24 protein-coding genes and 1 pseudogene are annotated in these 21880 nt (G+C 59.7%); 7 read left to right on the top strand and 18 right to left on the bottom strand.

The genetic code is table 11. From position 1 onward, the window contains the following. A partial coding sequence (locus HLUSI_RS0100900; RefSeq protein ID WP_029362966.1) for a VC_2705 family sodium/solute symporter occupies window positions 1–902 on the top strand: 902 nt, incomplete at its 5' end. Between the two features lie 253 nt (window positions 903–1155). Here HLUSI_RS0100900 and HLUSI_RS26360 read toward each other — a convergent pair. The 4 genes and pseudogenes from HLUSI_RS26360 to purB form a co-directional block, all read right to left on the bottom strand. After that, window positions 1156–1623, bottom strand: a pseudogene (locus HLUSI_RS26360) (polyisoprenoid-binding protein); the annotation flags it as partial. A gap of 81 nt (window positions 1624–1704) precedes the next feature. After that, window positions 1705–2262, bottom strand: coding sequence for a YceI family protein (locus HLUSI_RS0100890; protein ID WP_238533886.1), 558 nt, complete (start codon window positions 2260–2262; stop codon window positions 1705–1707). 51 nt (window positions 2263–2313) lie between these two features. Further along, window positions 2314–2838 carry a cytochrome b gene (locus tag HLUSI_RS0100885; RefSeq protein ID WP_016832163.1) on the bottom strand — a complete coding sequence of 175 codons (525 nt, stop codon included), beginning with the start codon at window positions 2836–2838 and terminating at the stop codon, window positions 2314–2316. Window positions 2839–3096: 258 nt separating this feature from the next. Next, window positions 3097–4464 (bottom strand): adenylosuccinate lyase, encoded by a 1368-nt coding sequence (gene purB / locus HLUSI_RS0100880; protein ID WP_016832162.1) that lies wholly within the window; start codon window positions 4462–4464, stop codon window positions 3097–3099. 242 nt (window positions 4465–4706) lie between these two features. Here purB and HLUSI_RS0100875 point away from each other — a divergent pair, with 242 nt between their 5' ends. Then, window positions 4707–5312 (top strand): glutathione S-transferase N-terminal domain-containing protein, encoded by a 606-nt coding sequence (locus HLUSI_RS0100875; protein ID WP_016832161.1) that lies wholly within the window; start codon window positions 4707–4709, stop codon window positions 5310–5312. A 121-nt stretch (window positions 5313–5433) separates the two neighbouring features. On the opposite strand, the gene bfr is transcribed toward HLUSI_RS0100875, so the two are convergent. The 9 genes from bfr to HLUSI_RS0100835 all read right to left on the bottom strand — a co-directional run bounded on the left by bfr (window position 5434) and on the right by HLUSI_RS0100835 (window position 10783). After that, on the bottom strand, window positions 5434–5907 hold the full coding sequence (gene bfr / locus HLUSI_RS0100870; protein WP_016832160.1) for a bacterioferritin: 474 nt from the start codon (window positions 5905–5907) through the stop codon (window positions 5434–5436). A 260-nt stretch (window positions 5908–6167) separates the two neighbouring features. Next, window positions 6168–6584 carry an ExbD/TolR family protein gene (locus HLUSI_RS0100865; RefSeq protein ID WP_016832159.1) on the bottom strand — a complete coding sequence of 139 codons (417 nt, stop codon included), beginning with the start codon at window positions 6582–6584 and terminating at the stop codon, window positions 6168–6170. Then, on the bottom strand, window positions 6584–7318 hold the full coding sequence (locus tag HLUSI_RS0100860; protein WP_016832158.1) for a MotA/TolQ/ExbB proton channel family protein: 735 nt from the start codon (window positions 7316–7318) through the stop codon (window positions 6584–6586). The genes HLUSI_RS0100865 and HLUSI_RS0100860 overlap by 1 nt, the downstream gene beginning before the upstream one ends. Before the next feature lie 64 nt (window positions 7319–7382). Continuing rightward, window positions 7383–8090, bottom strand: coding sequence for an energy transducer TonB (locus tag HLUSI_RS0100855; RefSeq protein ID WP_029362965.1), 708 nt, complete (start codon window positions 8088–8090; stop codon window positions 7383–7385). A 14-nt stretch (window positions 8091–8104) separates the two neighbouring features. After that, the gene (locus HLUSI_RS31210; protein WP_083830777.1) at window positions 8105–8332 is read right to left on the bottom strand and encodes a (2Fe-2S)-binding protein; all 228 of its coding nucleotides are present in this window, start codon (window positions 8330–8332) and stop codon (window positions 8105–8107) included. Window positions 8333–8363: 31 nt separating this feature from the next. Further along, window positions 8364–8684: a hypothetical protein gene (locus HLUSI_RS0100850; protein ID WP_016832156.1), complete on the bottom strand. Its 321-nt coding sequence runs from the start codon at window positions 8682–8684 to the stop codon at window positions 8364–8366. A 116-nt stretch (window positions 8685–8800) separates the two neighbouring features. Further along, window positions 8801–8989 carry a hemin uptake protein HemP gene (gene hemP, locus HLUSI_RS0100845; protein ID WP_016832155.1) on the bottom strand — a complete coding sequence of 63 codons (189 nt, stop codon included), beginning with the start codon at window positions 8987–8989 and terminating at the stop codon, window positions 8801–8803. A gap of 191 nt (window positions 8990–9180) precedes the next feature. Next, window positions 9181–10281 carry a tRNA 2-thiouridine(34) synthase MnmA gene (gene mnmA, locus HLUSI_RS0100840; RefSeq protein WP_016832154.1) on the bottom strand — a complete coding sequence of 367 codons (1101 nt, stop codon included), beginning with the start codon at window positions 10279–10281 and terminating at the stop codon, window positions 9181–9183. After that, window positions 10274–10783, bottom strand: a complete 510-nt coding sequence (locus tag HLUSI_RS0100835; RefSeq protein WP_016832153.1) for an NUDIX hydrolase — start codon at window positions 10781–10783, stop codon at window positions 10274–10276. Before HLUSI_RS0100835 ends, mnmA begins: the two co-directional genes overlap by 8 nt. A 176-nt stretch (window positions 10784–10959) precedes the next feature. On the opposite strand from HLUSI_RS0100835, the gene HLUSI_RS0100830 reads away from it, so the two are divergent. The 4 genes from HLUSI_RS0100830 to HLUSI_RS0100815 all read left to right on the top strand — a co-directional run bounded on the left by HLUSI_RS0100830 (window position 10960) and on the right by HLUSI_RS0100815 (window position 14349). Next, window positions 10960–12075: a Re/Si-specific NAD(P)(+) transhydrogenase subunit alpha gene (locus HLUSI_RS0100830; protein ID WP_016832152.1), complete on the top strand. Its 1116-nt coding sequence runs from the start codon at window positions 10960–10962 to the stop codon at window positions 12073–12075. Window positions 12076–12169: 94 nt separating this feature from the next. Continuing rightward, complete coding sequence (gene panD / locus HLUSI_RS0100825; protein ID WP_029362964.1) at window positions 12170–12532, top strand: aspartate 1-decarboxylase; 363 nt, start codon at window positions 12170–12172, stop codon at window positions 12530–12532. A 63-nt stretch (window positions 12533–12595) separates the two neighbouring features. After that, on the top strand, window positions 12596–12910 hold the full coding sequence (locus HLUSI_RS0100820; RefSeq protein WP_013232734.1) for an NAD(P) transhydrogenase subunit alpha part 2: 315 nt from the start codon (window positions 12596–12598) through the stop codon (window positions 12908–12910). Continuing rightward, a complete protein-coding gene (locus HLUSI_RS0100815) occupies window positions 12907–14349 on the top strand; it encodes an NAD(P)(+) transhydrogenase (Re/Si-specific) subunit beta (protein ID WP_029362963.1) in 1443 nt (480 codons plus the stop codon). The genes HLUSI_RS0100820 and HLUSI_RS0100815 overlap by 4 nt, the downstream gene beginning before the upstream one ends. A gap of 69 nt (window positions 14350–14418) precedes the next feature. On the opposite strand, the gene upp is transcribed toward HLUSI_RS0100815, so the two are convergent. The 5 genes from upp to HLUSI_RS0100790 form a co-directional block, all read right to left on the bottom strand. After that, window positions 14419–15066: a uracil phosphoribosyltransferase gene (upp, locus tag HLUSI_RS0100810; protein WP_016832149.1), complete on the bottom strand. Its 648-nt coding sequence runs from the start codon at window positions 15064–15066 to the stop codon at window positions 14419–14421. Between the two features lie 96 nt (window positions 15067–15162). Continuing rightward, entirely contained in the window at window positions 15163–16338 is a 1176-nt protein-coding gene (locus tag HLUSI_RS0100805) for an FAD-dependent monooxygenase (RefSeq protein WP_016832148.1), read from the bottom strand. A gap of 29 nt (window positions 16339–16367) precedes the next feature. Then, window positions 16368–17714, bottom strand: coding sequence for a Xaa-Pro aminopeptidase (gene pepP / locus HLUSI_RS0100800; protein ID WP_016832147.1), 1347 nt, complete (start codon window positions 17712–17714; stop codon window positions 16368–16370). A gap of 28 nt (window positions 17715–17742) precedes the next feature. Next, window positions 17743–18414: an N-acetylmuramate alpha-1-phosphate uridylyltransferase MurU gene (gene murU, locus HLUSI_RS0100795; protein WP_016832146.1), complete on the bottom strand. Its 672-nt coding sequence runs from the start codon at window positions 18412–18414 to the stop codon at window positions 17743–17745. 39 nt (window positions 18415–18453) lie between these two features. Beyond that, window positions 18454–19479 (bottom strand): aminoglycoside phosphotransferase family protein, encoded by a 1026-nt coding sequence (locus HLUSI_RS0100790; RefSeq protein WP_029362962.1) that lies wholly within the window; start codon window positions 19477–19479, stop codon window positions 18454–18456. Window positions 19480–19577: 98 nt separating this feature from the next. Here HLUSI_RS0100790 and HLUSI_RS0100785 point away from each other — a divergent pair, with 98 nt between their 5' ends. Next, a complete protein-coding gene (locus HLUSI_RS0100785; RefSeq protein ID WP_016832144.1) occupies window positions 19578–21872 on the top strand; it encodes an LPS-assembly protein LptD in 2295 nt (764 codons plus the stop codon). Window positions 21873–21880: the final 8 nt, after the last annotated feature.

Raw genomic sequence — 21880 nt, 5'->3', positions numbered from 1 at the left:
AAAAATCATACCGAGACGATATACCCCCGGGGCCGCACATCCTGATGCGCTACTACACCACGCCGTCGGTGCACGAGGCGCGCAAATCGGTGTTCTGGACGCTGTTCTTCATCATGCTGATCTACATCACGGTGCCGGCGCTGGCGATCCTGGTGAAGTACGACATCTACACCTCGCTGGTCGGCAGCAACTATGCGCACTTGCCGGATTGGGTCTACTACTGGGCCAACATCGACAAGGTCAATCCGCTGGTCAGCATCACTGACCTCAACCACGACAACGTGGTGCAGCTCGGCGAGATTGCACTCGACGGCGACATCATCGTGCTGGCCACGCCGGAGATCGCCGGCCTGCCTTATTTCATTTCGGGACTGGTGGCGGCGGGCGGTCTGGCGGCGGCGCTGTCGACTGCCGACGGCCTGCTGCTGACCATTTCCAATGCGCTGTCGCACGACGTGTATTACAAGGTGATCGATCCGGCCGCCTCGACGCAGAAGCGCGTGACGATTTCCAAGTTGCTGTTGCTGGTGGTGGCCTTGCTGGCCGCCTATGCGGCGTCGCTCAAACCGGGCGACATCCTGTCGATGGTGGGGGTGGCGTTTTCACTGGCGGCGTCGACGCTGTTCCCGGCGCTGGTGTTCGGGATTTTCTGGAAGCGCGCCAACCAGCCCGGCGCCATCGCCGGCATCGTCGCCGGCTTCGTGATGTGCGTGTACTACATGCTGACCACGCATCCGGCCTTCGGCGGCAATGCTGCGAACCAGTGGTTCCACATTGCGCCGATCTCGGCCGGGCTGTTCGGCGTGCCGGTCGGCATCGCCGCGCTGGTGATCGTCAGTTTGCTGACGCCGCCGCCCGATGAACGAACCATTGCGCTGATCGATCACATCCGCACGCCGTAGTCGTCGAAATTCGTCAGCGCGCGAACGGCAAACCCGGCACTTCCTGCGACGGCATCACCGTGACGGCCACCTGCATGGTCTGCTGGCCGCCGCCGATCAGCACGCCGCGCAGGGGCGAGATGTCGAGGAAGTCACGGCCCCATCCCAGCGTGATGTGGCTGATGTCCGGGAAGATGCCGTTGGTCGGATCGGCGTCGATCCAGCAGCCCGGCTGGCCGTCCCGGCCCGGGCAATATACCGATACCCACGCATGCGATGCATCGGCGCCGCAGACTTCGCGCTTGAGCATGGGATGCTGGATGCAAGTGAACTTGTTGATCTTCAGTTGCACTGGCTTGGTCACGCCATGCAACGTCAGCTCGCCGTCAACGGCAACCGGCTTGTCGCCTTCGAATTTGATCGAGGTGCCCTTGTAGGTGGCGGTCGGGAATTTCTGTACGTCGAACACGTCGGGGCCCTTGACGTGATCGTTGAGCTTGGCGTGGCCGAAGTCGACCGACGACGCGTCAATGGTGATGTCCAGCGAGCCGGTCTTGGCGGCGCGATCCAGCGTCACGGTGCCGGAAGTCTTGGTGAACTTGCCGCGCCACACGGAAATGCCCATGTGATCCGCTTCGAAGCTTGGATAGGTGTGGCTTGGATCGATGGTGTAGGTGTCGGCGGCGAAGGCCGGGACGGATGTCGCGGCCAGCAGGGAAATCAGGGCGAGTTTCAGTTTCATGGTGAATCCTTTTCAATGAGCGGTAATAAGCAGTTGGTTGGGTATCGGTTGAGTATCGAAACGCTTTGTGATGAGCAAGTCTTAAGGCGTGGTGACGACGTGGAACTTGATCGTCACTTCGTCGGCGACCATGCCGGTGTCTTTCCATTCGCCTTCGCCGATGTTGAACGCCAGACGCTTGATCGGCAAGGCGCCGTCAAAAGTCTGGCCGCTGCCTTCTTTCCTGACCGTCAGCGGGAAGTGCACATCCGCAGTCTTGCCCTTGATGGTCAGCTTGCCGGCGACGTCATACTTGGTGCCGGCCGGTGCGCCCGCCGTCGGCTTGATCGAGTTGGCGACGAAGGTGGCCTTGGGGAATTGTGCGGCGTTGAACCATTCCTTTTTCAGCACTTCCTTGTTGTACTCGGCTTCACCCAGGTCGAAGCTGGCGATGTCGATGTCCACGCTGGCCTTGGCAGCATCGGGTTTGGTGCTGTCGAAATCAATTTGCGCGACGAATTTCTTGAATTTCGCTTCGACCGGCACGTTCAGTTGCTTGAACACGGCGCTGACCGTGCTTTTGGCGGCGTCGACTTTGAGTGGGGCTGCAACTGCAACGGCGGAGGCAACCAGGCCGAAGACGGCGATGCCGCCGACCATGGCATGGACCAATGTAGTACGCAGAGTCATGAGATTTCCTTGGAAAGAGAGTCAGGGCAGGATACGTCTGAGCACACCGTCGCGATCAATGAACTGATGCTTCAGGGCGGCCAGCACATGCAGGCAGAAAGCGGCTAGCAAAGTCATGTTCAGCCAGTAATGCACCAGCTTGAGCAAGGGTTTGAGTTCGGGATTCGGGTCGATGATCACCGGCAGCGGCAGCACGCCGAGATAGACCACGGGGATGCCGGCGGCAAGACTGTACAGATAGCCGGAAACCGGAATCGCGAAAATCAGGATGTAGAGCAGAAAATGCAGCGCGTGCGCGGCGCTTTGCTGCCAGCGCGGCATCTGCACCGGGTATGGCGGCGCCGCATGCGTCAGGCGCCAGAGCAAGCGCAGGCAAGCCAGGCCGAGCACGGTGACGCCCAGCCATTTATGCCAGGAAAAATATTTGAGCTTGGTCGGGGTCAGACCGGGAATGTTGGTCATCGTCAGGCCGAGCGCAAAGGCGGCAATGATCAGCAGAGCAATGAGCCAGTGCAGCAGGACGGCGGGTTTGGTGTAGCGTTCCATGGCGATTGCTGGTGGAGTATCAGGTTGGACGGCAAGTGGTGCCGGATCGTACAGGCGCCGGCGCGACTGCGTGCAGAGTCTGGTCTTTCGCAGTGGCGCCGTAGCGGCAGGCTAACTCAGCAGAATAAGGTGTTTTCATCGGCGGCAATAGATAGGCATATTTGATTTCACTCATCCATTGATGTTGTGAATGAAGCTGACTGCCGCTCGATTGGAGTGGATCGGGCGGCTTTGGTTTCCGCCCGATCGTTGCTGTGATTAAATATTTTTGGCCAGAGCGATCGCTTCGCCGATGTAATTTGCCGGCGTCATCGCCAGCAAATGGTCCTTGGCGTTTTGCGGAATGGCCAGGCCGTTGATGAAGTCGCGCAACGCATCCTTGGAAATCCCTTTGCCGCGCGTCAGTTCCTTCAGTTGCTCATACGGATTTTCGATGCCGTAGCGGCGCATCACGGTTTGCACCGGCTCGGCCAGTACTTCCCAGGTGTTGTCCAGATCGGCTGCCAGGCGCGTCGGATTGACTTCCAGCTTGTTCAGGCCGCGCAGGCAGCTGTCATAGGCCAGCACCGCATAGCCGAACGCTACGCCGATGTTGCGCAGCACGGTGGAGTCGGTCAGGTCGCGCTGCCAGCGCGAGACCGGCAGTTTTTCCGACAGATGCTTGAGCACGGCGTTGGCCATGCCGAGGTTGCCTTCGGAATTCTCGAAGTCGATCGGATTGACCTTGTGCGGCATGGTCGACGAACCGATCTCGCCGGCCTTGGTGCGCTGCTTGAAGTAACCCAGCGAAATGTAGCCCCAGACGTCGCGGTTCAGATCCAGCAGGATGGTGTTGGCGCGCGCCACGGCGTCGAACAGTTCAGCCATGTAGTCGTGCGGCTCGATCTGGATGGTGTACGGATTGAACACCAGGCCCAGGCGTTGTTCGATGACGTTTTTGGAGAACGCCGCCCAGTCGGTTTCCGGATAGGCGGACAGATGGGCGTTGTAGTTGCCGACCGCACCGTTCATCTTGCCGAGGATTTCGACGGCGGCGATGCGTTTGACGGCGCGCTGCAGACGGGCGACGACGTTGGCGATTTCCTTGCCCAGCGTGGTCGGACTGGCCGGCTGGCCGTGGGTGCGCGACATCATCGGCACGGCGGCGTGTTCATGCGCCAGTTCGGTCAGCTTGGCGACCAGGCCTTGCAGCGCCGGCAACACGACCGTGTCGCGCGCGGACTTGAGCATCATGCCGTGCGAGGTGTTGTTGATGTCTTCGGAGGTGCAGGCGAAATGGATGAATTCGGAGGCGGCCACCAGTTCCGGCACGTCCTTGACCTTTTCCTTGAGCCAGTACTCGACAGCCTTGACGTCATGGTTGGTGACGGCTTCGATTTCCTTGATGCGGGCGGCGTCGGCTTCGGTGAAGTCGGCTGCCAGCTTGTCCAGCAACGCGGTGGCGCTGGCGGAAAATGGCTTGATCTCGGCAAAACCTGCAGCCGACAGAGCTTGCAGCCAGGCAATTTCCACTTTCACCCGATGGTGCATGAAACCTGCTTCGGACAGGATGGGACGCAGCTTGTCGGTTTTGGCGGCGTAACGGCCGTCGAGCGGGGAGAGAGCGGAAAGTGCGGAAAGTGACATGATGATATGCGGATGAAAAGACGTTGAAATGACGTGGAAAATTCGTTGAAAATACGACGCGCAAGGCTCTCGGTATGTGCTGCCGTCATCCGGCAGCGGAGCAAACCTGCATTGACTCGCGATTTTACCATTGCCCGGGGCCGTAACCCGTAACGTTGCAGCTTGTCCTCCAGACGGTCGTCTCGGACGTTGATGGTAAATACCCGATGCTATAATCGGGCCGGATTATTACAAGAAATGTTATGAAACTGATCGCCTCGCTGGTAAGCCCTTACGCTCGCAAAGTCCGCATTGTCATGGCGGAAAAAAAGATCGATTTCGAATTGGTGCTGGAAGACGTATGGAGTGAGACCACCACGATCCAGCAATTCAATCCGCTCGGCAAAGTACCGTGCCTGATGATGGACGATGGCGGCGCCATGTTCGACTCGCGCGTGATTTCCGAATACCTCGATATTCTGACCCCGGTGGGCAAGTTGATGCCGACCAGTGGTCGTGAGCGCGCTGAAGTCAAATGCTGGGAAGCGCTGGCCGATGGCCTGCTCGAAGCCGCCATCCTGGTGCGTCTCGAGAAGAAGCGCCCGACGCGCCAGCAAAGCCCGGAATGGATCAAACGGCAATGGAGCAAGGTCGAGGCGGGTCTGAAGGCGATGTCGGTCGGTCTGGGCGAAAAGAATTATTGCGTCGGCAACCATTACACTCTGGCCGACGTCGCCGTCGGCTGTGCGTTGGGTTGGCTGGAATTCCGTTTTCCGGAGACCCAGTGGAAAGACAGCTATCCGGAGTTGCTGCGCTTGTACGAGAAGCTGTCCGAACGCCAGTCCTTCAAGGATACATTCCCGCAGTAAGAACGATGCGCCGTTGCACATTGCCGTGCATCCCGGCGCCTTCAAAATAAAAAACGCGACCGGCAAGGGTCGCGTTTTTTTGTGCCGCCGCTTCGCAGAGGAGGCGACTTCTGCAGTCAGCCTACTCCGCGATGATCTGCGTTTGCAGGTAATTCTGGATGCCGATTTTATCGATGATGTCGAGCTGGGTTTCGAGCCAGTCGATATGTTCTTCGGTGTCGTCGAGGATCATCTGGAACAGTTCGCGCGAGACATAGTCGCCATGCTGTTCGCAAGTGGCGATGCCTTCCTTGACGGTTTTGTGCGCAGCTCTTTCCAGGTTCAGGTCACATTGCAGCATCTCGGGCGTGTTCTCGCCGATCATCAGCTTGTGCAACGCCTGCAGGTTAGGCAAGCCGTCCAGCATCAGGATGCGGTCGATCAGCTTGTCGGCATGTTTCATTTCACCGATGGATTCGGCGTACTCTTTCTTTGCAATCTTTTCGAAACCCCAATGCTTGTACATGCGGGCGTGCAAAAAATACTGGTTGATCGCTGTCAGTTCGTTGGTTAACTGAGCATTGAGCAGTTTGATGACCGCTGGATCGCCTTTCATAGGTGCCTCTGGAATAGTGGGAGAAGACAGGCTGACAGGGCGGGAGGGCGCAATAGCTGCGATACGCAATCCGGCGCACATGAAGTTCAGCCGCGTGAACGGACGGATCATAGCGCAGTGGGGTACAGACTTCACCTTAAATTAGCGCGAATCATTCTTACTTTATTTCTGGCGCGCAATGAGATTTGTTCCAAAGCGCAAAAAACAAAAGCCCCCGCCGGGGAGGGCGGAGGCTTTGTGCGCAGCGAAACAGCTGGAACTTATTTCGCTTGCGGGTCGGTAACGAAACCGATTTTGGACAGACCGCCTGACTGAGCTGCCGCCATGACCTGAGCGACCTTCTCGTATTGCGTCGTACGCTCGGCGCGAAGGTGCAATTCAGGTTGCGGCTGCTTCCTGGCAGCTTCGGCGATACGGGCGGTCAGCTGCTCGCTGTCGATCGCTTCCTCGTTCCAGAACACCTTGCCGCCGGCATCGATCGAGAGACTGATGTTTTGCGGTTTCGGCTCATCCGGCTGGTTGGTGGCGCGCGGCAGATCGATCTTGACCGCATGGTTCATGACCGGAATGGTGATGATGAAAATGATCAGCAGCACCAGCATCACGTCGACCAACGGCGTGGTGTTGATTTCCGGGTTGAAGTCGTCGTCCGAATCGGACAGGGAACCCATCGCCATTACGCTCTCCCGACAGCCGTCAGTTTGGCGCTTTTGGTGGCGCCCGTTTCGGCGTCCTCGGTGGCAGAGCGGGCGCCGGTGACGAACAGGGCGTGCAGGTCGAAACCGAACTTGTTCAGCTTGGCGATTGTGGTCTTGTTACCGCGCACCAGGGCGTTGTAGCCGAAGGTTGCCGGAATTGCGACCGCCAGGCCCAGCGCGGTCATGATCAGCGCTTCGCCGACCGGACCGGCGACCTTGTCAATGCTGGCCTGGCCGGATGTGCCGATCGACACGAGTGCGTGGTAAATGCCCCAGACGGTGCCGAACAGGCCGACAAACGGTGCCGTCGAACCGACCGACGCCAGCACGGCCATCCCGGTTTGCAGCTTGCCCGATGCTTCGTCGATTGCCTGACGCAGCGACAGCGTCACCCAGTCGCTGACCGACAACTGGTCATGCAGGTGGCCCTTGTGGGCGGTGTGGTGGCTCATCGAGGTGACGCCGGCTTTGGCGACTTCGGCGAACGGGTTGTCGTTGCCCAATGTGGCGACGCCTTCCGGCAGACTGGTGGTGTCCCAGAATGCATGGCCGGCCGCATCGGATGCGCGACGGAAGCGCAGCAGTTGCAGCGCCTTGGTGACGATGACATACCAGGACGCGATCGACATGGCGACCAGCAGCACTGCGACGCCTTTAGTGACGAAATCCCCTTGCGCCCACAGGCTTTCCAATCCGTACGGACTTACTTCCATGATGACTTCCTTTGCTTATTGACTTGAATGAATAGACGAATGAATGAACGAATAGACGAATGAATCAGCGATCGAGCTTGAAATTGATGACGCCGGTGGCGGACACGACAATCGCCTTGCCGTCTTCAATGTAGGGTTTGAACACCGCACGCATGACTGCGCGTCGCGCTTCATCGTCCAGGCGGGACGAACCGGAGCCCTTGATGATGTCAACTTTTTCGGCTCTGCCGCCGGTATTGACCAGTACCCGGAACTGTACGACGCCTTCTTCGCCCATGCGCTTGGAGGCTGCAGGGTAGCTGACGCGAGGCGGTTCAATGTATTCGATGCCGGAGGTGATCTGCTTGGGCAGCACCGGTCCGGGCGGCGCGGCGGGCGCCGGGGTCGGCTCGGCGGCCACCTGTGGCGCCGGGGCGGCAGGCTGCGGCGGTTGCGGCGGCGCCGTGATGGCCGTGGGAGCGGGCGTTTCGGTGACCGGGATGGGTTTGGGCGGCGTCACCGCCTTCTTGACGATCTTCACTTCCTTGGGCGGCGCCGGTTGGGCCTTGGGCGGGGCCGGCTCAGGTGCTTTCTCGGGAACGATGAAGGTGGCGATCACTTCCTTCGGAATCGCGCTGGCGACCTGATGGATGAGGCCACTTTGCAGCGCATAGAAGAAGGCGATATGCAGCAGGATGATGAAGCCGAGCGGGCCGATTTTCTTGACCTGGCGCCAGGCGGCGCCAGCAGGATTGGACGAGCTGCTACTCATAGTAGGCGATAAAGCGTTCATGAATGAAGTGATCTTTAGGCAATCATGGTATTCGCACGGAATACCAGAGTCTGCACTGTGTTGCGTGTTTGATTGGAGTTGCTCAGACATTCGCGGAGGACATGTTTGGCGCAGGTATGACATTTGCCGCAAGAAGTGCCAATACCGAGCTCCTTGCGAAGCTCGGACATGGTGGTCATGCCTGCGTTCACTGCCTGGTGAATCTTGCCTTCGGAAATGTTGTTACAAACACATACGATCATTGTACGCCTTGCCGCCCGGGTATGTAGGCTCTTAAATGGATCTCGCTCCTGAAACGATGCGAGCGAACAGATTAAATTTCTCGGGTTGCGGCATCGTTCGTTCCACTACGGTACCCCACTGTTCCGACAATTGTTGGCAAGTTGCCCGCAATACCGGCGCCAGATTCGGCAAATCCGCCAGCGCTTTCAGGTGTCGTTCAATCACTGACGCCAATTTGACGCAGCTTTTGGTTTCCTGATTACTGGCAGTGTAATGAGACATCAAATGCAGCACTGCTGAGACCAGCAGCTCTGGCTGTGCCGGTGCGTTATTGGGTTCCACGAAAGCGGAATCCATTTTGTCGGTAACCATCAAACTCTCCTTAATCGGCTAGCTTGGCTGGCTAACGCGTAACGCATGGCATCACCGTTGGCTGGCTGGTTTTTACATCGCTTCACTACGAATCCTGAAGCGACTCCTTAATATGGTTACGCCGTCAGAATTAATTTGTTCAACTGCGTCAGACGCAGTTTATAAATACGGCCGCCATGGTCGATTTCCAACTCGCGCATTTGCCGGAACAAATCCTGGCTCTTGATGCGCGTAATGGGGGAGCCATTGGCTGCTGTGGCCGGTTTGTTGCGACGCTCGGTTCCGTGCTCGATCAGTTGGTTCATCATGAACTCCTATTAAATACGAACAATTCTTATTTAGATTATTCGTCATTTGATCCAAGACTGCAAGCTCTTTTATGATTTGTTGCGAGTTTCTTGCCGCGGGGAAATCGACACGCCGGATTTTGTTGCCGAAAAAGCAAAAACGCCCCGCTGCGCAAGGCAAGCGGGGCGCTTCAAAGGAGCGGAAGTGTCTAAACGGACTCGATAATGCCGCCGCCAAGGCAAACGTCGCCTTGGTACAGCACGGCCGATTGACCTGGCGTCACGGCCCATTGCGGGTCGCTGAAGCGCAGATCGAAGCGGCCGCCGGCATCGCTGAACGAGCAGGGCACGTCAGCCTGGCGGTAGCGCGTCTTGGCGCTCAGTCCGGCCCCGCTCATATTGGGCGCCTCGCCGGCGACCCAGCTGATCTGGCTGGCGCCGAGTTGCGACGACAGCAGCCATGGATGCTCATGACCCTGCACGATATAAAGTGTGTTGGTGTCGACGTCCTTGCGGGCGACATACCAGGCGTCGCTGTTGCCGTCGGCGTTCTGATGCGCCTTGATGCCGCCCAGTCCGATGCCCTTGCGCTGGCCCAGAGTATAAAAGCTCAGGCCGACATGTTCGCCGACGATGTCGCCGTCAGGCGTCTTCATCGGACCGGGTTTGTAAGACAGGTAGCGGTTCAGGAATTCCCGGAACGGCCGTTCGCCGATGAAGCAAATGCCGGTCGAGTCCTTTTTTGTCGCGTTCGGCAGTTTCAGTTGCTCGGCGATCCTGCGCACCTCGGTCTTGTGGATTTCGCCCAGCGGAAACAGCGTTTTCGACAATTGCGCCTGGTTCAGCCGATGCAGGAAATAACTCTGGTCCTTGCTGGCGTCCACCGCTTTCATCAGCTCGAACTTGCCGACCGGATTTTCGCGTACGCGCGCATAGTGGCCGGTGGCGATCAGGTCCGCGCCCAGATGCATGGCATGGTCGAGGAAGGCCTTGAACTTGATCTCGGCGTTGCACAGCACGTCGGGGTTGGGCGTACGGCCGGCCTGGTATTCACGCAAAAATTCCGCAAACACGCGGTCCTTGTATTCAGAGGCGAAGTTGACGGCTTCGATGTCGACGCCGACCACATCGGCGACGCTGACCGCGTCGATCCAGTCCTGACGCGTCGAGCAGTACTCGGAATCGTCGTCGTCTTCCCAGTTCTTCATGAACAGGCCGATTACCTCGTAGCCTTGTTCCTTCAGCAGCCAGGCGGAGACCGACGAATCGACGCCGCCGGACATGCCGATCACCACTTTTTTCTTAGCCATGAGCGACTCCTGCGGCGATTTCCGTCGATGCCGTCACGCTGGGGTCCGTATGGAGCAGCGACAGCGGCGCGCGCTGGCCGCTGAGGTAGTCGTCCACGCAACGCAGCACCAGCGGGCTGCGATGGCGTTCGCGGCAGGCGGCGATCTCGTCGCGCGCCATCCACAGCGTGCGCACGATGCCGTCATCCAGCGGGCGATCATGCTGCAGGCCCAGTGTGCCGGCAAACGCAAAACGCAAGTAGGTCGTGTCGGCGCCGCCGCGCGAGGACGAGACATTGCGCGACATGTACATGCCGACCAGCGCGGTCGGCTCGAAATCGTGGGCGGATTCTTCCAGCGCCTCGCGCACCACCGCCTGCGTCAGCGTCTCGCCCTGGTCGAGATGGCCGGCCGGCTGGTTCAGGCGCAAGCCGTCGCCGGCCTGCTCTTCTATCATCAAAAAACGGCCCTCGCGCTCGATGATCGCTGCGACCGTGACGGAGGGTTTCCAGACTTCAGACATAATATTCCTTACAAGAGCCGACATTTTACCGTGGCTGGACAAAGGCTTCAGCGCGGCGGCCCGGAACGCATCGCATATGCGAGTCCCGGCTCCTGCAATGCTTTTGCGCAAAGTTGTTGATCTTCAAATTTTACGTGTAAGATTCCGGTAAGAATTTACAACTACAGGAGCTCTGAATGAGGCTAGGCATCCCCGTCGAAAGTCGGGACGGAGAAACACGCGTTGCGGCAACCCCGGAAACGGTCAAGAAACTGGTTGCCGCCAAACATGAGGTGTTGGTGGAGTCGGGGGCCGGCACCAAATCCAGCATTACGGACGAAGCCTATGTCGCCGCCGGCGCGGTCATTGCCGCCGCGGCCGACGTCTATGGCGCCGAAGCCTTGCTCAAGGTGCGCGCGCCGAGTGCGGACGAACGTGCACGCCTGAAGTCCGGCACCGTCGTGGTCGGTATCCTGAATCCGTTCGATGCCGACAACCTGGCCGCGATGGCCGCCGCCGGATTGACCGCTTTCGCGCTGGAAGCTGCGCCGCGCACCACCCGCGCGCAGTCGATGGACGTGCTGTCCTCGCAGGCGAACATTGCCGGCTACAAGGCCGTGTTGATGGCTGCCAATACCTACCAGCGTTTCATGCCGATGCTGATGACCGCCGCGGGCACCGTCAAGGCCGCGCGCATGCTGATCATGGGCGCCGGCGTCGCCGGTTTGCAGGCGATTGCGACGGCCAAGCGTCTTGGTGCCGTGATCGAGGCATCCGACGTGCGTCCGGCCGTCAAGGAACAGATTGAATCGCTGGGCGCCAAATTCCTCGATGTACCCTTCATCACCGATGAAGAAAAGGAAATCGCCCAGGGCGTCGGCGGCTATGCACGTCCGATGCCGGCCGACTGGATGCGCCGTCAGGCCGAGCTGGTGCATGAGCGCGCCAAGCAAGCCGACATCATCATCACGACTGCGCTGATTCCGGGCCGCAAGGCGCCGGTGCTGATCAGCGAAGAAACCGTCAAGGCCATGAAGCCGGGTTCGGTCATCCTCGACATGGCGGTCGACCAGGGCGGCAACTGTCCGTTGTCCGAGCCGGGCAAGACGGTGATCAAGCACGGCGTGCACATCATTGGCGAAGGCAATCTGGCGGCGCTGGTGGCGGCTGATGCCTCGGCCCTGTATTCGCGTAACGTGCTCGATTTCCTCAAGCTGATCGTCGATGCCGAAGGCAAGCTGGTCATCAACCGCGAAGACGACATCGTCGCGGCGACTCTGTTGTGCAGCGGCGGCGAAGTGCTGCGCAAATAAGGCAGCATCAACGCAACGTCAATGCGTCGCATCATCCATGCCGGTTCGCGCCAGCGTTCCGGAGCAGAACAAGAGAATTAAAGAGTAAAGCCTTATGCAACGAATCATGCTGCGCGCGAAGATCCACCGCGCGACTGTGACCGAATGTGACCTGAACTACGAAGGTTCCTGCGGTATCGACGAAGACCTGCTGGAAGCCGCCGATATCCGGGAGTTTGAAAAGATCGAGCTGTACAACGTCAACAACGGCGAACGCTTCTCCACCTACGCTATCCGCGGCAGGCGTGGCAGCGGCGAGATTTCCCTGAACGGCGCGGCAGCCCGCCGCGCGCACCTGGGCGATCTGCTGATCATCTGCACCTATGCACCCATGACGGACGCAGAAATCGCCAGCTATGTACCGAAGATCGTTTTCGTCGACGACAAGAATCACATCACCAGCCTGAAAGCCATATAAAACCAAACAGGTCGCGGCATCGACCAATAAATTCATGCCGCAGCCACAGAAAGGAATGACATCATGGAAGTCAGTCACACCATCATCAACCTGATCATCTTCGTACTGGCGATCTACGTCGGCTACCACGTGGTCTGGACCGTTACGCCGGCCTTGCACACGCCGCTGATGGCGGTCACCAACGCCATCTCGGCGATCATCATCATCGGCGCCATGCTGGCGGCCGGCCTGACAGAAGGACCGGTCGGCCGCATCGCCGGCACGCTGGCCGTGGCGCTGGCGGCGGTCAACGTCTTCGGCGGCTTCATGGTCACGCAGCGCATGCTGGAAATGTTCAAGAAGAAAGAGCCCAAGGCCAAGTCGGGAGAACAAGCATGAGCATGAACCTGGTGACCCTGCTGTACCTGATCGCATCGATCTGCTTCATCCAGGCCCTGAAGGGCCTGTCGCACCCGGCCACGGCGCGGCGCGGCAACAGCTTCGGCATCGCCGGCATGGTGATTGCGGTGCTGACCACGCTGGCGCTGATCGTCAAGATCAAGGGCGAGGGCGGCAATCCTTCCGGTGACATCGGTTACCTGCTGGTGGCCGGCGGCGTGATCGTCGGTGGCGGCATCGGGGCGTATCTTGCGCGCAGCGTCGAGATGACCAAGATGCCTGAGCTGGTCGCGGCGATGCACTCGCTGATCGGTCTGGCGGCAGTCTGTATCGCCGTCGCTGCAGTTGCAGAGCCATGGGCCTTCAACATCGCCGCGCACGGCGAAGCGATCCCGCTGGGCAATCGCGTCGAATTGTTCATCGGCACCTTCGTCGGCGCGATCACCTTCTCCGGTTCGGTGATTGCGTTCGGCAAGCTGTCGGGCAAGTACAAGTTCCGCCTGTTCCAGGGGGCGCCGGTCAGCTTCTCGGGCCAGCACATGCTGAACCTGTTGCTGGCGGTGGCGATGATCGGCTTCGGCGTGATCTTCGTGCTGACGCAGAACTGGCTGCCGTTCATCATCATGGCGGCAATCGCCTTCGTGCTCGGCGTGCTGATCATCATCCCGATCGGCGGCGCCGACATGCCGGTGGTGGTGTCGATGTTGAACAGCTACTCCGGCTGGGCCGCAGCGGGCATTGGTTTCTCTCTGAATAACTCGATGCTGATCATCGCCGGTTCGCTGGTCGGATCGTCCGGTGCGATCCTGTCGTACATCATGTGCAAGGCGATGAACCGGTCGTTCTTCAATGTGATTCTGGGCGGTTTTGGTGGCGATCCTGCCGCTGCTGCCGCAGTTGGCGGCCAGGCGCAGCGCAACGTCAAGTCGGGTTCGGCTGACGACGCGGCTTTCCTGATGGGCAATGCGGAAACCGTGATCATCGTGCCGGGCTACGGCCTGGCGGTGGCGCGCGCGCAGCATGCACTGAAGGAACTGACCGAGAAGCTGACCCACAAGGGCGTGATCGTGAAGTACGCGATCCATCCCGTGGCCGGCCGCATGCCGGGTCACATGAACGTGCTGTTGGCCGAAGCGGAAGTGCCTTACGACCAGGTCTTTGAAATGGAAGACATCAACAGCGAGTTCGGTCAGGCCGACGTGGTGCTGGTGCTGGGCGCCAACGACGTGGTCAATCCGGCGGCCAAGGATCCGAAGTCCTCGATCGCGGGGATGCCGATTCTTGAGGCATACAAGGCCAAGACGGTCATCGTCAACAAGCGTTCGATGGCAGCCGGTTATGCCGGGTTGGACAACGAACTGTTCTACATGGACAAGACCATGATGGTCTTCGGCGACGCCAAGAAAGTCATTGAGGATATGGTCAAGGCGGTTGAGTAAGCCTTGATTGCATGAAGTAAAAAAGCCGCCGGATTCAACATCCGGCGGCTTTTTTCATGGTGCTGAGATTTATTTGGTGCCGAAAATCCGGTCGCCTGCATCGCCCAGGCCCGGCACGATGTAGGCATGGCTGTCGAGATGCGAATCGAGCGAGGCGACATACAGCTTCACATCGGGATGTGCATCATGGAATACCTGTACGCCTTCGGGTGCCGCCACCAGCGCGACGAAAATGATGTTCTCGGCCGTCACGCCGCGTTTCTTGAGGACGTCGATGGCGTACACAGCGGAGTTGCCGGTCGCCACCATCGGGTCGCACAGGATCATGGTGCGGTCTTGCAGGTCGGGCAGGCGCACCAGGTATTCCACCGGCTGGTGCTGGTCGTTGCGATACACGCCGATATGGCCGACGCGTGCCGAGGGGATCAATTCCAGCAAACCGTCGCTCATGCCGATGCCGGCGCGCAGCACGGGAACCACGGCCAGTTTCTTGCCGGCGATCACCGGTGCATCGTAGGTGACCAGCGGCGTCTCAATCGACTCGGTGGTCAGCGGCAGGTCGCGCGTGATTTCGTAGCCCATCAGCAAGGTGATCTCGCGCAGCAGGTCGCGGAAGGTGCGCGTCGAAGTGCGCTTGTCGCGCATGTGCGAGAGCTTGTGCTGGATCAGCGGGTGGTTGAGGATGAACAGATTGGGAAAGCGGGGATCTTGTTTCATGATCTTATTTCATGGTCTTGTCAGTCAGGACCGCAAGCGTGCGGCAATGCTGCATTGTCTCATGCCGGACACTGCGGCAAGGGATTCAGGGCAAGCTTAACGCCAGCCGAACATCATCTGTTCGGCCAGGACGCGTTTCGCCGGCGCGGCAACGTCGATCAATCCCAATGACAATCCGAGCAGCGCCTGCGACGGCGCACCATCCGGCGCGCTGGCGAAAACCCGCGCCATCATGTCGGTCAGCCTGATCGTGGCGTTGCGGTCGCGCCGCCGCTGCGCAGCGAATTGTTCGAGTGCGGCAGGCGTGGAGCTTGTGCGTGTCAGCGCGCTTGCCAATACCGCGGCATCACGCAGACCCAGGTTGAGTCCCTGGCCCGCGACCGGGTGCAGTGTTTGCGCGGCGTTGCCGATGGCGACCGTGCGTGCGGAGGCGGCGGGTGCGGCGTTCAGGCCCAGTGGGTAACTATGGCGAGCGCTGCAGGAAGCAAAGCGGCCAACCCGTCCGCCGAAGACTTCGCCGAGTTCGTGCAGGAACGCCTTTTCATCGAGCGCCAGCAGGCGCCTTGCCGTGTCCGGACGCACGCACCACACCAGCGCATAACCGTCATCCTGCGGCAACAAAGCCAGCGGCCCTTGCGCGGTAAAGCGTTCGAACGCGCGATGGGCAATCGCGGCCGTGGCGGTGACGTGGGCGACGATGGCGACCTGATCGTAGTCGCGTTGGACGGCCTTGGCGGTTTGTTCCGAGAACACGCCGCCTTCGGCCTGCACCACGACGCCGGCGCTGAGCGTGCGGCCGTCGGCCAGTCGTACGTCGGCCTGCAGACCTTGCTCATCGATGGCGGACACTTGCTCCGGGCGCAGCACGGCCACGTTGGTCTTCGTCAGCGCTGCGGACAAGGCTGTCACCAGCGCGCCATACCGCACCACATAACCGAGTGCGGGCAGGGCGTAGTCTTCGCGATTGATCAGCGTGCGGCCGAAATGCTTGCGTCGCGACACGTGGATCTGGTTGATCGATGTCACCGATGGCGCCATCAGGGACCAGGTGCCGATTTCCTGCAGGATTTGCTGGCTGCCGTGCGAGAGCGCAATCGTGCGCGGATCCTGCGCCGCCTGCTCGCTCGACTTGGCGTCGATCAGTGCGATGCGGTGCGCCGGCATGCCGCGCTTGTGCAGCAGTGCGGCGGCGCTGAGGCCGACCGGACCGGCGCCGCAGATGATGACGTCGTAATCCGGCTGGGCTGGCGCGGCGGTGTCGGAAGAACTCATGGCAGGCGTGGAAAGATATCCGTAACGATTCACGCCGAACGCATCAGCGCTTCGATGTCGGCCACTTTGTTGGGCACGGCCGTGGTCAGGATTTCGCAGCCGTCCGGCGTGACGTGGGCATCGTCTTCGATACGGATGCCGATGTTCCAGTATTTTTCCGGCACGCCTTCGCCAGGGCGCACGTAGATGCCCGGCTCGACCGTCAGCACCATGCCCGGTTGCAGCGTGCGCCACGGCTTGTCGCCATCGGCCGTGGCCGGGTCGCGATATTCGCCGACGTCGTGCACGTCCATGCCCAGCCAGTGGCCGGTGCGATGCATGTAGAACTGGCGATAGTCGCCCTTGGCGATCACGTCGTCGAGCGAGCCGACCTTGTTCTTGTCGAGCAGGCCGGTGTCGAGCATGCCTTGCGCCAGCACGCGCACGGCGGCGTCGTGGCCGTCCATGAAGCGTTTGCCTGGGCGGGTGTCGGCGATGGCGGCGTCTTGCGCGGCCAGGACGATCTCGTACAGTTCTTTTTGCGGACCGGAGAACTTGCCGTTGGCCGGGAAGGTGCGCGTGATGTCGGAAGCGTAGCTGTCGAGTTCGCAGCCGGCATCGATGAGCACCAGGTCGCCGTCCCTGAGTTCGGCGTCGCCGGCGCGGTAATGCAGCACGCAGGCGTTGGCGCCGGTGGCGACGATGGAGCCGTAGGCCGGATATTGCGAACCGTTGTTGCGGAATTCGTGCAGCAGCTCGGCTTCCAGATGATATTCGCGCAGGCCGGGACGCGACAGGCGCATGGCGCGGCAATGCGCTTCGGCCGAAATGAGTCCGGCGCGTTTCATGACCGCGATTTCGCCGGCGTCCTTGAACAGGCGCATCTCGTCGAGCAGCACGTTGACGTCGACGATGGATGATGGTGCGGTGATGCCGGAACGACCAAGTGCGCGTACGCTTTGCAACCATTCCTGCAGCTGCGCATCGCGCTTGACGTCGCGGCCCAACGCATAAAAAACGGCCGGTGCATCGGCCAGCAATTGCGGCATTTCCTTGTTGAGCGTATCGACGGCGAAGGCTTCGTCGAAACCGAATTCCTGGCGCGCGGCATCGGGGCCGTAGCGATAACCGTCCCAGATTTCACGTTCGAGATTTTTGTCGCGGCAGAACAGAATGCTGCGGCTTTCCTTGCCCGGAGCGGCAATCAGGACGATGACCGCTTCCGGTTCCGTGAAACCGGACAGATAGTAGAAATAACTGTCGTGGCGATAAGGATAGTCGGCGTCGCGATTGCGCATGACTTCGTGCGCGGTCGGGATGATGGCGACGCCGCCGCCTTTTGCTTGCATCTGCGCGATCAAGCTGGCGCGGCGGGCGATAAAGGAGGCTGTGGTCATCTTGGTGCTTTCTTCCGGGTGATCCGGATTATCTGCCGGCGAGGGGCGTATTCAATTCTTCCAGCTGTTCGACGGTGCCGACGTTGATCCATTCGCCGCGGTAAATTTCTCCGCCGACCTGGCCACGCGCCGCGTATTCGCGCAGCAGGGGGCCGAGCTTGGCATGTTCACCCGGCGCAATGGCGTCGAACATCTGCGGTCGGTACACGCCGATATTGGCGAAGGTGAACAAGGGCGATCCTTCATTGGCGATCGAAAAACTGTTCAGCGCGAAATCGCCGGTGGGATGGTGCTGTGGATTTTTCACCAGATAGATCCAGGCGACGTCGCGCTTGTCCAATGGTATCGGATTTCCCCACAGGTCGTTGTCTTCGAGGACGGTTTTGACCTGTTCGAAATCGAAATGAGGGATGTAGATATCGCCCGAGATGGCGACGAACACTTCTTCGCCGAGCAGGTGGCGCGCCTTGGCGATGCCGCCGGCGGTTTCCAGTGCAGTTCCCTCGGCAGAATACTGAATCTGCGCGCCGAACTGCGAGCCGTCGCCCAGCGTTTCTTCAAGCAGGTGGCCGAGATGCGCGTGGTTGATCACGATTTCAGTGATGCCGGCGCGCACCAGGTTCAGGATCTGCCAGACGATCAACGGGCGGCCGCGTACTTTCAGCAGAGGTTTGGGGCAGGTATCGGTCAGCGGGCGCATGCGGCGGCAAAAATCATCGCTTTCATGGCGTAGCCGGCCTCAGAAGGTGTAGCCGACTTGCGGCGCTTTGTCTTCCAGCTTCTCGATCAGTCTGACCAGCGGGATCAGCGCGCTGTAGCGGCGTGCCGCCTTGAGCGTGTATTCCATGACCAGCGGCATGTCCTTCAGGTAAGCGTCCTTGCCGTCGCGATGGTAAAGGCGTGCAAATATGCCCAGCACTTTCAGATGACGCTGCAGGCCCATGAACTCGAAATCGCGATAGAAGGTATCGATGTCCGGCGCCACCGACAGGCCGGCGCGCTTGGCGCGTTCCCAGTAGCGGATGACCCAGTCCAGCACCATTTCTTCGTCCCACTGGATGTAGGCGTCGCGCAGCAGCGAAACCAGATCGTACGTGATCGGGCCGTAGACCGCGTCCTGGAAATCGATGATGCCCGGATTGCCGGTCGGCAGGACCATCAGGTTGCGCGAGTGATAGTCGCGGTGGACGAACACCTGCGTCTGCGACAGGTTATTGGCCAGCAGCGTGTCGAAGACCTTGCTCAGCGTGTTCTTCTGGTCGTCGGTCAGCGTCACGTTCAGGTGCCTGGCGATGTACCAGTCGGGGAACAACTGCAACTCGCGCGACAGCAGGGCGCGGTCGTATTCCGGCAGCACATCTGGCTTGCTCTGGGTCTGCAGCAGCACCAGCGCATCGATGGCGTCGATGTAGAGCTTGTGGGCGGTGTCGTTGTTGAGCTGATTCAGGTAAGTCGTCGTGCCCAGGTCCGACAACAGCAGGAAGCCGCGTTCGACATCCTGCGCCAGTAGGGTCGGCACCGACACGCCGGTTTTGCCGAAGACCTCGGCGACATGGATGAATGGGCGCACGTTTTCTTGCGGTGGCGGCGCGTCCATGACGATCAGCGTTTTACCATCCGGCGTGTCCACGCGGAAATAACGGCGGAAGCTGGCATCGGCCGAAGCGGGGCGCAGCGTATCGACATTGGTGGGGGTGGCGAGGGTGGGCAGCCATTCTTGCAGCAGGGACAGGCGCGGATCGGCAGGGGAATTATTTAAAGACATGAACAATCAGAGGAATTCGTTTGATGATGTTGAGTTCCCATATAATAAGGGATTAAATCCAAAAAATCGCCTGCCATGGTGTTTGAACGCTTCTTTACATGATCCGCTTTTTCAAGTTTCCATTTGGTCGTTGTGCCGACTTGCGGATGTCGCGTTTCTTTACGTCCCTGGCCTCTCTCGCCGTCGCGGCGTCGGCAACGACCGTTTTGCCGGTCTCCGCGCAGGCGCAGACCACCCAGAATACCCCGGCCACGCCCAGCGCCAAGGCCGATGACAAGGATGCCCCGGTCAACGTCAGCGCCGAGCAGATGACCGGCCGGCCTGATCGACAGATCAACCTTGACCGCGACGTCGAAGTGGTCCGCGGCGAAACCACCATCAAGGCCGACAAGGCCGAATACCGCATCATCAAGGACGAGGTCGAAGCGACCGGGCACGTCTGGATGAAGCGTCTGCAGGATCGCTACACCGGCGACAAGGCGCTGATGAACATGGATTCGGGCAAGGGTTACGTGACCAACCCGACTTACCTGTTCGGCAAGAACGGCGGACGCGGCAAGGCTGAAAAGATCGACTTCCTTTCCGACGACCAGGCCAAGGTCACCGAAGGCACCTACAGCACCTGCGAAGCGCTCGATCCGGACTGGTACATCCAGGCGTCGACCATGGATCTCGACAGCGGCCGCGACGTCGGCACCATGCATAGCGGCGTCGTCTATTTCAAGGGTGTGCCGATCCTCGGTGCACCGCTGATGTCTTTTCCGCTGTCGGGTGAGCGCAAGTCGGGCGTGCTGCCGCCGACCTTCGGCGTCACCAGCACGGGTGGCGCGGAGCTGACGGTGCCTTATTATTTCAATATCGCGCCAAATCGGGACCTGACGCTGTATCCGCGTTATATTGCGCGGCGCGGTTTGCAAATGGGTATTGAAGGTCGTTATCTGGGCGAGGACTATTCCGGAACGACCAGGGTTGAAGGCATTCAGGATCGTGTGACCGGTACCGGGCGCTACTCCCTTTCATCCCTGCATTCGCAAACGCTGGCGCCGAATCTGGTGTTCGGCTGGAATGTGAACAAGGCGTCGGACAACGACTATCCGAGCGATTTTTCGCATTCGGTGACGGCCAGTACGCAGCGCCTGTTGACCCGAGACGTAAGCCTCGCTTACTCCGCGACGTATTGGAGCGCCGTAGGACGCGTCACGAAATATCAATTGCTGCAGGATGTCAACAATCCTATCCAGAAGCCGTATGACCGTGTACCGCAGTTGACCTTGACCGCCGCCCGTCAGGATGTCGGCGGTTTTGACTTCAATTTTGCTTCTGAATTTGCGCGTTTTTCGAACACTTTCACCGCCGGTACTTCGGCGGGTTCCGAAATGGTTGGCGGCGACCGCATGTATGCCAATCAGTCGATCGCCTATCCGATCATCCGTCCCGGTTATTTCATTACGCCGAAAGCGTCCCTTGATGCGACCACGTACCGCTTGAACAACGTCAGCGTCGGCGCACCGACCAATCTGACGCGCGTGGTGCCGACTTATTCTCTGGATGCCGGCATGACTTTTGAGCGCGACACACGTTTGTTCGGACGCGACATGACGCAAACGCTGGAGCCGCGTTTGTTCTACGTGCGTACGCCCTATCGCGATCAGAGCCAATATCCGAATTTCGACTCGGGTCTGGCGGATTTCAACTACGCGCAGATCTTCAGCGAAAACCGTTTCGTCGGTCATGACCGCATCAGCGACGCGAATCAGATTACCGGGGCGCTGGTGTCTCGCTTCATCGAAGAAGACGGCCTCGAACGGTTGCGTATGGCGGTTGGTCAGCGTTTCTATTTTGCCGATCCCAAGGTTGTGCTGGATGGCACTTCGGCCACCGTCAACGGTAGCAAATCCGATCTGTTGTTGTCCTTGGGCGGTCAGATCACCAGACAGCTCTCCCTCGACAACACCGTTCAATACAGCGAAACGCTGCGGCAGATGGTGCGTTCCAATTTCGGCGCGCGCTGGCAACCGGCACCCAAGAAAGTGCTGAACCTGACCTATCGTCTCGACCGCACCAATGCCACCGGCATCCTCAAGCAGATGGATATCTCCGGTCAATGGCCGGTGTCGCAACGCTGGTATGCTGTCAGCCGCATCAACTATTCAATCCCTGACAAGACCGTGGCAGAAGGTTTGCTGGGCATGGAATACAAGGCCGATTGCTGGGTGTTCCGCCTGGTGGCGCAGCGCATTCCGACTTCGTCGAGCAAGGCGTCCACTTCGTTCTTCATCCAGCTTGAGCTGAATGGTTTCTCCAAGATTGGCTCGAATCCGCTGGATGCGCTGAGCGCCAGCATTCCCGGCTATCAGATCATCAACAAGCCAGACGATCTCACACGTTATTAAACCGATAA

The sequence above is a fragment of the Herbaspirillum lusitanum P6-12 genome, assembly GCF_000256565.1.
Classification (GTDB): domain Bacteria; phylum Pseudomonadota; class Gammaproteobacteria; order Burkholderiales; family Burkholderiaceae_D; genus Herbaspirillum; species Herbaspirillum lusitanum.
Note: the sequence above shows the minus strand (reverse complement) of the source record. Positions and strands in the feature narration are given on the sequence as shown.